The 13251-nt window shown below is 69.0% G+C and carries 14 protein-coding genes; 7 read left to right on the top strand and 7 right to left on the bottom strand.

Translation table 11 applies throughout. The features are described 5' to 3' along the window. Nucleotides 1-231: 231 nt before the first annotated feature. The 3 genes from F8566_RS11160 to F8566_RS11150 form a co-directional block, all read right to left on the bottom strand. Nucleotides 232-1956: a hypothetical protein gene (locus tag F8566_RS11160; protein WP_151560074.1), complete on the bottom strand. Its 1725-nt coding sequence runs from the start codon at nt 1954-1956 to the stop codon at nt 232-234. 139 nt (nt 1957-2095) lie between these two features. Then, on the bottom strand, nt 2096-3085 hold the full coding sequence (locus tag F8566_RS11155; protein ID WP_151560073.1) for a hypothetical protein: 990 nt from the start codon (nt 3083-3085) through the stop codon (nt 2096-2098). After that, complete coding sequence (locus F8566_RS11150) at nt 3082-3663, bottom strand: RNA polymerase sigma factor (protein ID WP_404800291.1); 582 nt, start codon at nt 3661-3663, stop codon at nt 3082-3084. Before F8566_RS11150 ends, F8566_RS11155 begins: the two co-directional genes overlap by 4 nt. Before the next feature lie 317 nt (nt 3664-3980). Between F8566_RS11150 and F8566_RS11145 the strand changes: the two genes are divergently transcribed. Then, nucleotides 3981-5435 carry an amino acid permease gene (locus F8566_RS11145; RefSeq protein WP_151560072.1) on the top strand — a complete coding sequence of 485 codons (1455 nt, stop codon included), beginning with the start codon at nt 3981-3983 and terminating at the stop codon, nt 5433-5435. Between the two features lie 79 nt (nt 5436-5514). Here F8566_RS11145 and F8566_RS11140 read toward each other — a convergent pair whose 3' ends face one another. Further along, on the bottom strand, nt 5515-7161 hold the full coding sequence (locus F8566_RS11140) for a PucR family transcriptional regulator (protein ID WP_318836403.1): 1647 nt from the start codon (nt 7159-7161) through the stop codon (nt 5515-5517). A gap of 159 nt (nt 7162-7320) precedes the next feature. Between F8566_RS11140 and pruA the strand changes: the two genes are divergently transcribed. Together pruA and F8566_RS11130 are read left to right on the top strand one after the other, a co-directional pair. Beyond that, the gene (gene pruA / locus F8566_RS11135) at nt 7321-8946 is read left to right on the top strand and encodes an L-glutamate gamma-semialdehyde dehydrogenase (RefSeq protein ID WP_151560071.1); all 1626 of its coding nucleotides are present in this window, start codon (nt 7321-7323) and stop codon (nt 8944-8946) included. A gap of 15 nt (nt 8947-8961) precedes the next feature. Further along, a complete protein-coding gene (locus tag F8566_RS11130; protein WP_151560070.1) occupies nt 8962-9885 on the top strand; it encodes a proline dehydrogenase family protein in 924 nt (307 codons plus the stop codon). A 34-nt stretch (nt 9886-9919) separates the two neighbouring features. On the opposite strand, the gene F8566_RS11125 is transcribed toward F8566_RS11130, so the two are convergent. After that, nucleotides 9920-10588: a helix-turn-helix transcriptional regulator gene (locus F8566_RS11125; protein ID WP_151560069.1), complete on the bottom strand. Its 669-nt coding sequence runs from the start codon at nt 10586-10588 to the stop codon at nt 9920-9922. A gap of 80 nt (nt 10589-10668) precedes the next feature. Here F8566_RS11125 and F8566_RS11120 point away from each other — a divergent pair, with 80 nt between their 5' ends. Beyond that, on the top strand, nt 10669-11109 hold the full coding sequence (locus F8566_RS11120; RefSeq protein ID WP_151560068.1) for a DoxX family membrane protein: 441 nt from the start codon (nt 10669-10671) through the stop codon (nt 11107-11109). Between the two features lie 71 nt (nt 11110-11180). Then, entirely contained in the window at nt 11181-11735 is a 555-nt protein-coding gene (gene folE, locus F8566_RS11115) for a GTP cyclohydrolase I FolE (RefSeq protein WP_225993064.1), read from the top strand. Between the two features lie 27 nt (nt 11736-11762). On the opposite strand, the gene F8566_RS11110 is transcribed toward folE, so the two are convergent. Beyond that, complete coding sequence (locus tag F8566_RS11110) at nt 11763-12089, bottom strand: rhodanese-like domain-containing protein (protein ID WP_151560066.1); 327 nt, start codon at nt 12087-12089, stop codon at nt 11763-11765. A 109-nt stretch (nt 12090-12198) separates the two neighbouring features. Further along, nucleotides 12199-12495 carry an MTH1187 family thiamine-binding protein gene (locus tag F8566_RS11105; RefSeq protein WP_151560065.1) on the bottom strand — a complete coding sequence of 99 codons (297 nt, stop codon included), beginning with the start codon at nt 12493-12495 and terminating at the stop codon, nt 12199-12201. A gap of 112 nt (nt 12496-12607) precedes the next feature. Between F8566_RS11105 and F8566_RS49800 the strand changes: the two genes are divergently transcribed. Further along, nucleotides 12608-12922: a type II toxin-antitoxin system Phd/YefM family antitoxin gene (locus tag F8566_RS49800; protein ID WP_192809632.1), complete on the top strand. Its 315-nt coding sequence runs from the start codon at nt 12608-12610 to the stop codon at nt 12920-12922. Next, a complete protein-coding gene (locus F8566_RS11095) occupies nt 12922-13161 on the top strand; it encodes a hypothetical protein (RefSeq protein ID WP_151560063.1) in 240 nt (79 codons plus the stop codon). Before F8566_RS49800 ends, F8566_RS11095 begins: the two co-directional genes overlap by 1 nt. Nucleotides 13162-13251 lie beyond the last annotated feature (90 nt).

Raw genomic sequence — 13251 nt, 5'->3', positions numbered from 1 at the left:
TCGCCGCGCTGGTCACTATGACGCGCAGAAGTCGACCGACGACCACGTCGACGTCCGCTGACAGAGCCCGCGAAATCACAGCCCGTTCGCCGGCGCGGCGAGGATCCCGTACGTCGAGCCAAGAGCCTGCTCAAGCCCGAGATCCTCGCCCGCTTCCCCGCCTGTGAACGGCGCGGGGCTCCTTATCGGTGAACGGCGTGGGCTCCTTATCCGTGAACGGAGTGGGGCTCTTTATCCGTGAACGGCGTAGGCCCGGATCACGGTCTGGTCGATGACCCCGGCGACGGCCGCCCGCAGGGAGACAAAGCCGACCTTCGGGTTGGTCAGGGTCGCCACCCATGCGTTGCCGTTGCGGGTCACCGTGACGGCCTTCCAGGTCTTGCCGTCATCGGAGGAGGCCCACAGCTTCGGGGCGGCGGTGCCCGTACGGGCGGTCGTCATGGTCACTTGCTGGCGAGCCCCCGCCTTGGCCCTCGACTGGGCGTCGAGCGGAGTGCGGTAGGTGAGGGACGGCAGCTTGATGACTTTGTCGTCCCGTACGGCGAAGTGCCACACGACGTGCTGGCGGACAGCGAGGGGCGAGAACGGGGCGGCGCGCTCCTCGTCCACTGTGAGGCTGTACTTTCCCGGCTTGGGTACGGGCCAGTTCCAGGCGGCGCCGGGCTGGTCGTAGGTGTAGACGATCTTTCCGCTCGCCTCACGCAGGACCGAGGTGCCGGTCGCCCCGGGGTACGGTGCCATGACGCTCGTGCCCGCGCCCGTCGAGTGCGTGCCGATCGCCAGTGCCGGCTCGCCGCCCTCGTTCTCGTTCCAGATGACGACCCCGTTGCGCGGGCCGAATGGGGCAGGGGTGAGGCGACGCTGGTACGAGCCCGCCTTCGGGAAGCGCTCCTCGCTTCTCCACACCTCCGTCGTGTCGAATTCGAAGCCGCAGTCCGGCGTGGTGTTCATCCAGTCGATGTCCCACGTGATGCCGGGCGAGTAGTACTCGGTACGAGCGATGGGGCCCGCACCCACGCCGGTGTAGAAGCCGATTCTGATACCGCCCTCCGTCCAGAGCGGCGAGGCGTGACCGCCGACGCAGACCGGACGCCCCTCGGTGCCGTACGCGGTCCTCACCGCAGCCAGATCCTTGGTGCGCACGTGCAGGCCTGGCTTCTGCGGCACCCCGCCCGCCTGCCGATTCACGATGTTGTAGACGTACGGGCTGCCGGTCTCGGCGCCCTTGCGCGTGAAGACGGCCTGAAGGTCGAGGGCCAGGCCCGGCGTGGACCCGGTCGGCGTGATGTAGGCGTCCTTGAGCTCCATCATCGACGATGTGACGACAGGCCGGCCCGCGATCTTCTGCACGACGCGTACTTCGCCGGACAGGAGTCTGGCATCGGCGCGATCGACCGTTGCCGCGATGGGCTTGGCCTCGCGTGCGTCGAGCACGAGCTTGGCGGCTTTGGTGATCGCCACCTTGGGCCGGTAGACCAGGGCCGACGACGTCGTGCCGTCCTGCTCGGCCGTGGCGACGCGGGTCAGCACGGCGTACTGGCCCGCTGGAAGCTCACCTTCGGCGTGGCCGTTCTGCAGGTCGGTGTAGAACGGGTCGTCACCGGTCAGCGGGTAGAACTCCACGAGCGTCTGGCTCGCGGCGGGCTTGCCATGCCGATCGAGCACATCGAGCGTGACCTGGACGCCTGCCTGGGCGCTCAGCCGCCGAGCCTTCGCCGGGCGTTGCACGCCCTTGGTCACCGCGTCATGCCGAAGGCCGTGCGGATAGCGGTCACGGAGGCTTTGCGGCGTCTGCGTGGAGGCCTGTGCCGCAGCTCGATCGGCCGCCGCGGCATGGCCCGCCGCCCGACCCGCGCTCACCTGGTCCGGACCGCTCAGCACCGCGGCCCCCACCGCGCCCGCGGTGACGGCTGCGACCGCTGTCGCGGTCAAGGCGAGTGTCTTCTTCTTGGTCAAGGGATCTCCCTCCATGGAAACGGCCGGCGGATCGCGCCGGCCACACGGAGGACATGTCCGGGTCTGGAAGATCATTTCAATGCCGGACGCCCCGTTCCCAGGCGGGGGAACGGGGCGTCCGGCGGGCCGGTCTCGACGATCAGGTCGTGGGGGTCGCGCTGGGGGTGACCTGCGGCGGGGAGCTGGGCTGGACCGGGACCCCCGGCGGTGAGGAGTTCGGCCGCTGCGCCTCGGTGGGCTTGGGGCCGACGAAGAGCATCACCTGACCGTCCGCCCACGGGACGGCGCTGTGGACGTACCAGTTCCCCGGGACCTGCCCCGGATAGCGGACCTGGCTTTCGTTGCCCACCATGACGCGGTACTCGGGGACGGTGATGTCCCGCTTCTTCAGCGCGGCCAGCACCTGTGACACATGCCGCTTGCGGTACACCATCCCGTGCATGGCCTCTCCGCGCGCGTCCGGCTGAGCGGTGCTCTCGTACTTCTCACCGCGGCGCGCGGCGCGGCCGAAGACGATGGCGGCGCTGCCCTTGTAGCCGGTCCGGATCCGCACACCCACCGTGCAGTCGTTCCCGCCGCTGGGCACCTCGCAGGCACCCTTGACGCGCAGGTCGGTGATGTCGCCGGGACGCGTCCCCTCGCTGGTGTCCTGCATCACGACGGTGCCCACCATCGAAGGCGAGACGGGCACCAGGCTCAGGCTGACGTTCAGGCCGTGCTGGGCGAACTCCGCCCTGTACCGCTTGGGGTCGGCGTACGGGTCGCGGACGCGCACATCGAGGTAGCGGTCCTTCCGGGTGAAGCTGAGCGCGGAGGCCAGCTTGATCTGTCCCTGCGTGGCCTGCGTCGGCGTGAGCCGGACGGGCCCACCGGAGTCCTCGGACTGCGTGACGAGCGAGACGGCGACCACCGCGCCGGCCACGCCCGTGGCCAGCAGGGGCAGCCCGATGGTCAGTCTGCGCCGGCCGCGGGTCCGAGCCGGGGTGGCGGGGAGTTCGTCGGCCTCGGCGGTGGCGGTGGTGATCCGCCTGGCAAGGTCGGCGGCCGTTTCGTCGGTGAGCAGTTCGGCGGCGCGGGCGTCGGTGACCGGGTTGATGCGGTTGGTGAGGGTGTCGATGTCGTGGTTCATGAGCGTTCTCCGTTGATGACCGCTGCCGACAGTGCGTGGTTGCGCGGGGCGTGGGCTCCGTGCAGGTCGAGTCCGCGGGCGAACCGGCGGCGGGCCCGATACAGCCGGATCCGCACCGCGTTGCGCGAGCAGCCCAGCACGGCCGCGATCTCGCCGTGGTCGAGGCCCTCCCAGCCGACCAGGGACAGCAGCTCCCGGTCGTCCTCGGAGAGTTCGCCGAACGCCGCCGCGATCGCGGCCAGTTCGCCCTCCTGCTGGGGCGGGCGGTGCATCGCGAGATCGATTCGCAGCTGCCCGGCCAGGTCACCGACCAGTGCCGACCGGCGGCGTTCGCCCCGATGATGGTTGGCCAGTACGCGGCGCGCGACGCCGTACAACCAGAGCCGGGCCTCCTCGCCGCGCGGCACGTCGTCCAGCTTCCGCCAAGCGATCAGGAAGGTCTCGGCGAGGATGTCGGCCGCGTCCTGCGGATCGGCCGTGCGGCGCAGCGCGTAGGCGAGGATCTTGCCCCGGTGGGCGGCATAGACCTGCTCGAAGCGGCGTCTCCGTTCATCAGGTGGATGTGAAGCCTCCGGAATGGCTGACACGTGTGCTTTCCTCTCGCCGTACGGACCGGACGACCACCACATGTCCGCCAACGGACGAGCATTTCACCCCGGAAACTCGTACGGGCGCGGCCCGGGCTCGCTCCCGGCCGTGGGTCCGATGGCGCCTCGGTGGAGGCTTTTGCGGCCGTGGGACGGGTGTCGTTTGTCCGATCGGTCAAGTTGGCGAGGGCAACGTTGACCAGCTGAACACATCGAAGCCTCTGTGACCTGGCTAACGTCGTCCGACATCGTCCCCGTCGATCGGGCGTTTCGGACCCCGCCGACTGGCCGCCTTCGAGAGGAGACGCATGTCTTCGACATTGCCCAAGCCCCGTACGGGAGTCTTGCGCCGGAAACCGATCGAGCTCATCGACGACGATGTGGAGTCGAACGGGCTGCAACGCACGCTCGGCCTGTGGCAGCTCACCGCCATCGGGATCGGCGGCATCATCGGTGCGGGGATCTTCTCTCTCGCCGGAGCCGTCGCCCACGATACGGCCGGGCCCGCGGTGCTGATCTCGTTCCTGATCGCCGGCATCGCCAGCGCGGCCGCCGCGTTCTCGTACGCCGAGTTCGCCGGACTCATCCCGCGCGCCGGATCGGCCTACACCTATGGCTATGTGGTGCTCGGAGAGATCGTCGGCTGGGCCATCGGCTGGGACCTGCTGCTGGAGTACACCGCGATCGTCGCGGTCGTGGCCATCGGGATCTCCGGCTACTTCAACGATCTGCTCGGCTTCATGCACATCTCACTGCCGAACTGGATGCTGGGAGCCCCGGGCACGGAGCCGGAGGGAGTCGCTCCGGGCTCGTACAAGGTCAATCTGTTCGCGATGCTGCTGTGCCTGCTGGTCGCCTACATCCTCAACCAGGGCATGCGCGGTGCGGCGCGGTTCGAGACCCTGCTGGTGTACCTCAAGATCGGCGTGGTGCTCCTGGTGATCACGGTTGGCGCGTTCCACATCCACGCCGGCAACTACCAGCCCTTCGCGCCCTTCGGCTGGTCCGGGGCGATGACCGGCGCCGCGACGGTGTTCTTCGCGGTGTTCGGATACGACGCGATGAGCACCGCCGCCGAGGAGTCCGTGGACTCCCGCAAGCACATGCCCAAGGCGATCATGTACTCGCTGGGCATCTCCATGGTGCTCTACGTCCTGGCCTGCCTCGTCCTCACCGGCATGGTCAACTACACGAAGATCGACAGTGAGGCCGCGTTCTCCAGCGCGTTCGACTCGGCCGGCATGGGGTGGCTGGGCGCGATCATCGCCGTGGGCGCCATCCTCGGCATCCTCACCGTGCTCTTCACCTTCCTGATGGGGGCGGCCAGGGTCGGCTTCTCGATGAGCCGCGACGGCCTGTTGCCGGGCTGGCTGGGCAAGACGCACCCGACCAAGAAGGCACCGACGCGGATCACCTGGATCCTGGGCTGCGCTTCGGCGGTGATCGCGGGGTTGCTGCCGATCGGTGAGGCCGCCGAGCTCACCAACATCGGGATTCTGCTCGCGTTCGTGGTGGTCTGCGTCGCGGTCATCGTGCTCCGCTACCGCAGGCCGGACCTGCCGCGCGAGTTCCGCTGCCCGGGGATGCCGGTGGTGCCCATCATCGGCGTGGTGTTCTCCCTCTGGCTGATCACCTTCCTGACAGCGGAGACCTGGCTGCGCTTCTCCTTCTGGTTCGCCGCCGGGATCCTCTTCTATTTCGCCTACGGACGGCGCAGGTCATTGCTCGCCAATCGCCGACGGGACATCGACGCCGATCGCTGACCCGACCGGCCATCGGCAAGGTCACTGACCGGACGGCGACGTGTCGCCGCTCGGACCGGCCCATAGGACCGCGCGGGTCCTATGGGCCGGACGAGCGGGTGACGAGCATGAGTTGGAGGTGGCAGAAGAGGCGCCCCCCAGGATCCGCGAGGTCGAGGCCGGTGACCGCCGTGGCGCGGCGGATCCGGTACCGCAGTGTGTTCGGGTGGATGTGGAGCCGGTCTGCCGCGGCCCGGACGTCGCCCAGCGCGTCGAGATAGGCCAGCAGCGAGGTCACGAGTTCCGTGCCGTGCGCGGCGTCGTGCTCGACCAGGGCGGTGACCGCCGGGTCACGGAGATCCGGGTTGGCCTCCAGCAGGGCCAGCGTCTCCGCGAGCAGCACCTCCGAACGAAGATCGCCGATCGTCGCCATGTCCCGGTCCGGTGTGCGGGCCATCGTGTCGAGCACCCTGTCGGCTTCCGAGCGGGACATGACGACCTCGGCGAGGGTGGGCACGGGCGACCCGATGGCCGCCTGGGCCCGCGTGCCGGCCCGCCCGAGGACGGCTATGACGTGCTCGGCGAGCGCCGTCAACGCCGGTTCCGCCGCACCGGTCGGCACCTCGGGCAGCACGGCGTACACCCGTGAGCCGAGCGTGCCGACGAGCGCGCCGCGGCGGTAGGACGTCGCGTGCACGGATACGACGTTGCCGGTCTCCAGCTGGCGCAGCTCGTGCTCGGAGCGGTCATGCTCGACCTCACGCGGCGCGAAGGCGAGCACGATCGCCGACGCGGACGGATCGAGGCCGAGCTGCCCGGCGACCAGGTCGGCGCTGATCCGCCCTTCGAGCAGGCCGACCACCAGATCCTGCGGCGATCGGACGCCAGGCGAGCCGCGCCGCCGTAGCAGGTGCACGGCGGCGATCCGCGCAGCACCGAGCAGAGCGCTCTCGGCATGCTCGGCGAAGGGCCGGTCGCCCTCCTGCACCCAGATCGTGCCGAGATGCCGTTCGCCCGCGCGGATCCCGATGGCCAGGCGCCGCCGGATGCCCAGTTCGGGCCGCTCGTCGACACGCACCACGTTCTCGCTGGACCGCAGCCGGTGGAACACACCCCACTCGCGCAGCAGCGCCAGGTATTGCTTCGGCCCTTCCCAGCCAAGGATCGACAACCTGCGCATCTCGTCGATCTCGTTGTCGGAACGCGAGTAGGCGAGCACCCGGCTGCCCGTGTCCTCGATGCTCACCGCGCCTCCGGCAAGCACGGCGACGGTCTGCGCCAGCGTGAACAGGTCACCGTGCTCGACATCGGACTCGGCGGCCAGCCTCGCGCCTTCGAGCACTTCACGGACCAGCGCCTGCAGCTGATCCCACCGCACCTGTGGCTGCACGGTGAGCAGCGCCACCCCGGCGTCCTCCGCGACGGCGCCCAGGTCATCCGCCCTGCCTGCGGCCTTGACGGCGACCGCGGACGCGCCGGCCCGCGCCGCCATGCGGACGTATCGGGCGGCTTCCCGGCCGCGCGCGCCGATGACCAGCACCAGCTCCCCGGGGCAACTGCTCAGATCGTCATCGGGGTCAAGGAGCGCGACGCCGCGGACCGTGACGTCGAGGCTGCCGGCGTCCAGCTCCATCAGCGGCTCGCCGACCGCGACCAGCAACTGCCGCAACGTCGTCCAGGGCTCGCTCGGCAAGAGATCGTCGCTCAGCAGGTGATCGTCGCTGAGCAGGCGATCGTCGCTCAGCAATCGATCATCGCCTCGCGACCGATCGCCGCTGGGCAATCGATCGCCGCTGGGCAATCGATCATCGTTCAGCATGGGTTGTCCGATCGAACAAGGAGCACGCCCGAACTGTAGCCGATCGTCCGATCCGCGAATGGTCAGCGCTTCCTTACCTTCATGCGCATGGACGCCACGACTCATCCGCCCGCTCCCCGCAACGAACCCGTGCGGGAGTACACGCCGGACTCACCCCAACGGGCGAGCCTGGCCACGACACTGGCCGCGCTCGCCGGCCACCAGCACGAGCTGACCTGCACGATCGGCGGCGAGCAGCGGATGGCCGGCGGCGACCGCATCGACGTGGTGCAGCCGCACGACCACGCCCACACGCTCGGCACCATGGCCAACGCGACCCCCGACGACGCCAAGGCGGCCGTCGCCGCCGCGCTGGCGGCGGCGGAGGACTGGCGCCGCACCCCATTCGACGATCGCGCCGCGATCCTGCTGCGCGCGGCCGACCTGCTCTCCGGGCCCTGGCGGGACAGGCTCAACGCGGCCACCATGCTCGGACAGTCGAAGACGGCCATCCAGGCCGAGATCGACGCGGCGTGCGAGCTCGCCGACTTCTGGCGGTTCAACGTGCACTACGCACGCACGATCCACGCCGAACAGCCGCTCAGCGCACCCGGCACCTGGAATCGCCTCGACTACCGTCCGCTCGAGGGCTTCGTCTACGCGATCACCCCGTTCAACTTCACCGCCATCGCCGGAAACCTGCCCACCGCGCCCGCGCTCATGGGCAACACCGTGATCTGGAAGCCGTCGCCGACGCAGGGACTGGCGGCGCACCTGACCATGCGCCTGCTGGAGGAGGCCGGCCTGCCCCCCGGGGTGATCAACCTGGTCACCGGGGACGGGCTCGCGGTGTCCGACGTGGTGCTCGCCGACCCCGACCTCGCGGGAATCCACTTCACCGGGTCCACGAAGACGTTCCAGCACCTCTGGTCGACCGTGGGCCAGAACATCGCGAAGTACCGCGGTTACCCGCGCCTGGTGGGCGAAACCGGCGGCAAGGACTTCGTGGTGGCCCATGCCTCCGCGAACGTGGACGTGCTGCGCACCGCCCTGGTCCGCGGCGCCTTCGACTTCCAGGGCCAGAAATGCTCGGCCGCCTCTCGCGCCTTCGTCCCGCGCTCTGTGTGGGGGCGGCTGAAGGACGACCTGCTGTCCGAGGTGGACTCGCTGCCGATGGGCGACGTCACCGATTTCCGCAACTTCCTGGGTGCGGTGATCGACCGGCGCGCCTTCGACCGGCTCGCCGGCGTGCTCCAGGCGGCACGGGAATCGTCCGACGTGGACGTCGTCGCCGGGGGAACGGCCGACGACTCGGTGGGCTTCTTCGTGCGGCCGACGGTGATCGTCGGCGACGATCCGGCGCACGAGGTGTTCACCACGGAATTCTTCGGGCCCGTTCTCGCCGTGCACGTCTACGACGACGCGGACTACGAGCGGGTGCTGCACCAGGTCGACCAGGGCACGCCGTACGGCCTGACCGGCGCGGTGATCGCCGACGACCGCGCCGCGGTACGGCGGGCGAGCGAGGTGCTGCGGTTCGCCGCCGGCAACTTCTACGTCAACGACAAGCCCACCGGTGCGGTCGTGGGACAGCAGCCGTTCGGCGGGGCGCGGGCCTCCGGCACCAACGACAAGGCCGGCTCGATCTACAACCTCCTGCGCTGGACGAGCCCACGGGTGATCAAGGAGAACTTCTGTCCGCCCGTCACCTCGGGGTACCCCCACCAGCTGTAGAAAGGGGGAGCAGGCATGCTCCGCTCCGGATTGATCGCCGCGTCCCGCTCGTCCGCATGCCGGGCCGTCGTCGAAGGCACTCCCGTGATGCGGCCGGTCGTGGACCGGTTCATCGCCGGTCCCGGTGTGGACGACGCCATACGCGTCGTCCGCGATCTCGCCGGCGATCGGCTGATCTCGCTGGACCATCTCGGCGAGGAAATACTCGATCACACCCGTGCGGAGCACACGGTCGAGGCCTACCGCATGCTGCTGCGGCGGCTCCACGACGAATGCCTGGCCGACACGGCGGAGGTCTCGGTGAAACTCTCCGCTCTCGGCCAGGCCCTGCCGGTGGACGGGGACAAGATCGCTCTCGAGAACACGCGGCGTATCTGCGAAGCGGCGACGGCGGCCGGGACGACGGTCACCGTCGATATGGAGGATCACACGACCACCGACTCCACGCTGGAGATCGTCCGCTCGCTGCTGGCCGACTTCCCCGGCACCGGAGTCGTTCTCCAGTCCTATCTCAAGCGGACGGAGGCCGACTGCGCCGACTTCTCGGCCCTGGGCTCAAGGATCCGGCTCTGCAAGGGTGCCTACGACGAGCCGGCGTCGGTCGCCTATCAAGACAAATCGCAGGTGGACGTCTCGTACGTGCGCTGCCTGAAGATCCTGATGCGTGGGAAGGGCTATCCGATGGTCGCCACGCACGACGCACGCCTGATCGCCATCGCCGCGCGCCTCGCCGAGGAGGCCGGGCGCACGCCGAAGGACTACGAGTTCCAGATGCTCTTCGGGGTCCGCCCGCGGCTGCAGGAGCTCTTGGCGGACCAAGGCCTGCGGCTACGCGTGTACCTTCCCTACGGCACCGAGTGGTACCCGTACTTCATGCGGCGCCTGGGCGAACGCCCAGCCAACGTCGCGTTCTTCCTGCGCGCACTCCTCGGACGCTGATGGCCGACTGCGTCGGACAGGCGTTCCATTTTGGTCAAGGGTTGGCCTGCTGCTGGAGGCGGACACAGCAGTGGCCGGGCTGGGGTTGCAGGCGGGCGGTCAGATCGGTCGCGTTCAGTTCGTCGAGCAGTCCGGTGAGCAGGCTCAGGTTCATGCCGCACACCAGGTCGGTGTGCTGTTGCGCCAGGGTGTGGAACGGGCAGTTGCCCAGGATGATCTCGGTGTCGAGGCGGCGTGGCTCGAATCCGAAGTCCTCCAACACCTCCATCACGTGGTGGGCGTCACGCGAGGCGCGGCCGATGTCCTGACCCAGTTGGCGGGCGAGCCGTTCCAGGATCGTTCGCGGTGACCGGCCGGTGGCGTCGGCCTCCTGAACGGCGGTGGCCAGCAACTGCCCGGCCAGTTCGTACTGCCGGTCGGGCAGCGACACCGCGATCTGCTGGTCGGCGCGCCGGTACAGCTTGGACGGGCGGCCGGCGCCGGGCCCGCCTGTGCGGCGCTCGGAGACCACTTCCAGCAATCCCTGGCCGACGAGCCGGTCCAGGTGGAACACCACCGTGCTGCGCGACAACCCCAGCGCCTCGGCGGCGGCGTCGCGGGTGACAGGGGCCGGTTGCCGCACCACGAAGTCGTAGAGCCTGCGCCGGGTCGGCTCATCGAGCGCGGCCACCGCCGAGACACGCGAGGTCAGCGACTCGTCCATCTCTAAAAACCATTTCTCTTGAAGAAATCCTCTCAACGTTCTAACGTTAACACGAGTTGTCGTTACACAGGGAGGACGCGATGACCACACATCTGTCCGTGCGAGCACCTGATCGTGACGTGCTGAGTGATCCGGGCTACCAGGCCTACCTGGTGCTGCGCGTGGTGTTCAGCGTGGCGCCCGTGGTGTTCGGGCTCGACAAGTTCACCGGCCTGCTCGCCGACTGGCCGAGCTACCTGGCGCCGTGGATCAACGACCTGGTTCCGGGCACCGCGCAGCAGGCCATGTACGCCGTCGGCGTGGTCGAGATCGTCGCCGGGATCGTCGTGGCGGTGGCGCCGCGGTTCGGTGGCCTGCTGGTCGCCGCGTGGCTGGCCGGGATCATCGTCAACCTGCTGACGATCCCGGACTTCTACGACGTGGCCTTGCGCGACGCCGGGCTGCTGGCCGGTGCGGTCGCCCTGTCCCGGCTGGCCGTCCGCTACAGGTCCGTTCAGCGGGAACGCGGGTCGGTGGCATGAGCGTCGCCGAACCCGACCCCCAGCCGCCGGTGCCGGGCACCCGGCACCGGCGGCTGGGGGTGGTCGGCGGCATGGACATGCAGGCCGCGCAGGTCGCCGTCGCCGACCTGCTGATGGCCCTCGGCCAGGACCCGGCGAGCGAGCATCTCGCCGACACACCCCGGCGGGTGGCCGCCGCCTACGCCGAACTGCTCACCCCGCGCGAGTTCAATCTGACCACGTTTCCCAACGAGGAAGGCTACGACGAGCTCGTCCTGGCCAAGAACATCCCGGTGCAGTCGCTGTGCGAGCACCATCTGCTGCCGTTCCATGGCGTCGCCCATGTCGGTTACCTGCCCGGCGAGCGCATCCTTGGCTTGTCGAAGCTGGCTCGCGTGGTCGAACTGTTCGCTCGTGACCTGCAGGTCCAAGAACGGCTGACCAAGCAGGTCGCCGACTGGCTGGACGAGCACCTGGCTCCCAAGGGCGTCGGCGTCGTCATTGAGGCCGAGCACCTGTGCATGTCCATGCGGGGCGTACGCGCGTCCGGATCGGCCACCGTGACGTCCACCATGCACGGCCTGCTCCGCCACGATGCACGCTCCCGCCAAGAATTCCTTGCCCTAGCAGGACCGGCCCGCGGCTGAGACGCTGCCCAGCCGCGCTCCCGTGGGTCAGGCGGTCTCGGTGGGGTGGCCGGCGGCTACCCAGTCCTCGATGCCCTCGCGGTACGCGCGGACGTTGGTGTAGCCCAGAGCGGTGAGCCGATCGGCGACCTGCCCGCTGTTGGAGCACGCGGGGTTGGAGCAGTAGGTGACGATCGCGGCATCGCGATAGGGCAACACGACAGGGGCCTGCTCGTCCACGTCGGCCAGGACCAAGGCGATGGCGCCGGGCAGGTGCTGCTTGGCGTGGTACTCGCCACCGAGGGCATCGACCACTGTCACGGTGCCCTCGTCGATCGCGGCCTTCAGTTCGTCGCGGGTGATGAGCGCGGTCATGTCGCTACCTCCAGATAATCGGACCATGGTCCGGATAAGTCCTCTGAGACGTTACCGGACCATGGTCCGCTTAGCAAGCGGCTGGGCGGCCGACGTGAGCGAGTGGCGCCTAGTCCTCAGACAGGTAGCGCTCCACCGTCTCCACCTTCGACGTCATCGCGTCCGTCACGCCGGGACGGATGTCCGCCTTGATCAGCAGGCTCACCCGAGGGGACCGTTCGGCGACCGCCTCGGCCGCACGCTTGATCACGGCCATCACCTCATCCCACTCGCCCTCGACAGTCGTGAACATGGCGTCGGTGCGGTTAGGCAGTCCGCTGGCTCTGACCACACGTACGGCCTCGGCTACGAGTTCACCCACGTCCTCGCCGGCACCCAGCGGAGTCACGGAAAAGGCAACAAGCACAATGCAATCCCTTCAGTCTTGCCTGGTCGTACGCTCAATTCGACAGGCTCACCGGGTCTCGGCGTCACGAAGACATCCAGCAGGCTTCATGTACATGAAGTACTTTAGGTACATGGATCGGATGAAGATCAGTGAGGCGCGCGGTCATCTGGCCGACGTCATCGGCCGGGCCCGCTACGCCCAGCAGGCCACCACCCTCACTGACCGGGGCAAGGACGCCGCCGTCGTCATCTCCCCCCAGCAATACGACGAATACCAGCGCCTGCGCGAGGAAGAGATGCGCCGCACCGTCCGTCAGCGGCTCACCGAGCTCGATGCCGGCGCCCCACTGCGGACCTTCACCAGCGCAGAGGAAATGATCGAGGCCAGCGACGCCGACCGCGCGGCCCGCGACGCCCGCAAGGCACGCGGCCAAGGCGCCGCATAGTGCCGCGCAGCGTCCGCTGGCTCGCCGCCGCCTGGGATCAGCTTCAGGAACTTCCCACCGAGATGTTCAAGGACGCCCAGCGGGTCGCCGGTGGCCTGATGGCCGACCCCTGCCCGCAGGACGCCGAACCCGACCCGGAGATCCCCGACACCTTCATCATCAGGACCAAGCTGATCGTGCTGTTCTACCGGCTCTCAGCAGACGAGATCGACATCGCCGGAGTCTGGCCCGACAGCTGACAGCCCCGCAAACATGCGGCGCCACTCCAACTTGTACGGACGCTCCCAGCGTGCCATCCCGTCCGCGGTACCCGGGTCGCGTACAGCCGA

The organism is Actinomadura rudentiformis (genome assembly GCF_008923185.1).
Lineage (GTDB): Bacteria > Actinomycetota > Actinomycetes > Streptosporangiales > Streptosporangiaceae > Spirillospora > Spirillospora rudentiformis.
Note: the sequence above shows the minus strand (reverse complement) of the source record. Positions and strands in the feature narration are given on the sequence as shown.

Bases quoted from the DNA above. Each gene is read 5' to 3' on its own strand.
- F8566_RS11155 (WP_151560073.1), bottom strand. From the start codon at position 3,085: ATGAACCACGACATCGACACCCTCACCAACCGCATCAACCCGGTCACC.
- F8566_RS11145 (WP_151560072.1), top strand. From the start codon at position 3,981: ATGTCTTCGACATTGCCCAAGCCCCGTACGGGAGTCTTGCGCCGGAAA.
- pruA (WP_151560071.1), top strand. From the start codon at position 7,321: ATGGACGCCACGACTCATCCGCCCGCTCCCCGCAACGAACCCGTGCGG.
- F8566_RS11130 (WP_151560070.1), top strand. From the start codon at position 8,962: ATGCTCCGCTCCGGATTGATCGCCGCGTCCCGCTCGTCCGCATGCCGG.
- F8566_RS11125 (WP_151560069.1), bottom strand. From the start codon at position 10,588: ATGGACGAGTCGCTGACCTCGCGTGTCTCGGCGGTGGCCGCGCTCGAT.
- F8566_RS11120 (WP_151560068.1), top strand. From the start codon at position 10,669: ATGACCACACATCTGTCCGTGCGAGCACCTGATCGTGACGTGCTGAGT.
- folE (WP_225993064.1), top strand. From the start codon at position 11,181: ATGGACATGCAGGCCGCGCAGGTCGCCGTCGCCGACCTGCTGATGGCC.
- F8566_RS11110 (WP_151560066.1), bottom strand. From the start codon at position 12,089: ATGACCGCGCTCATCACCCGCGACGAACTGAAGGCCGCGATCGACGAG.
- F8566_RS49800 (WP_192809632.1), top strand. From the start codon at position 12,608: ATGGATCGGATGAAGATCAGTGAGGCGCGCGGTCATCTGGCCGACGTC.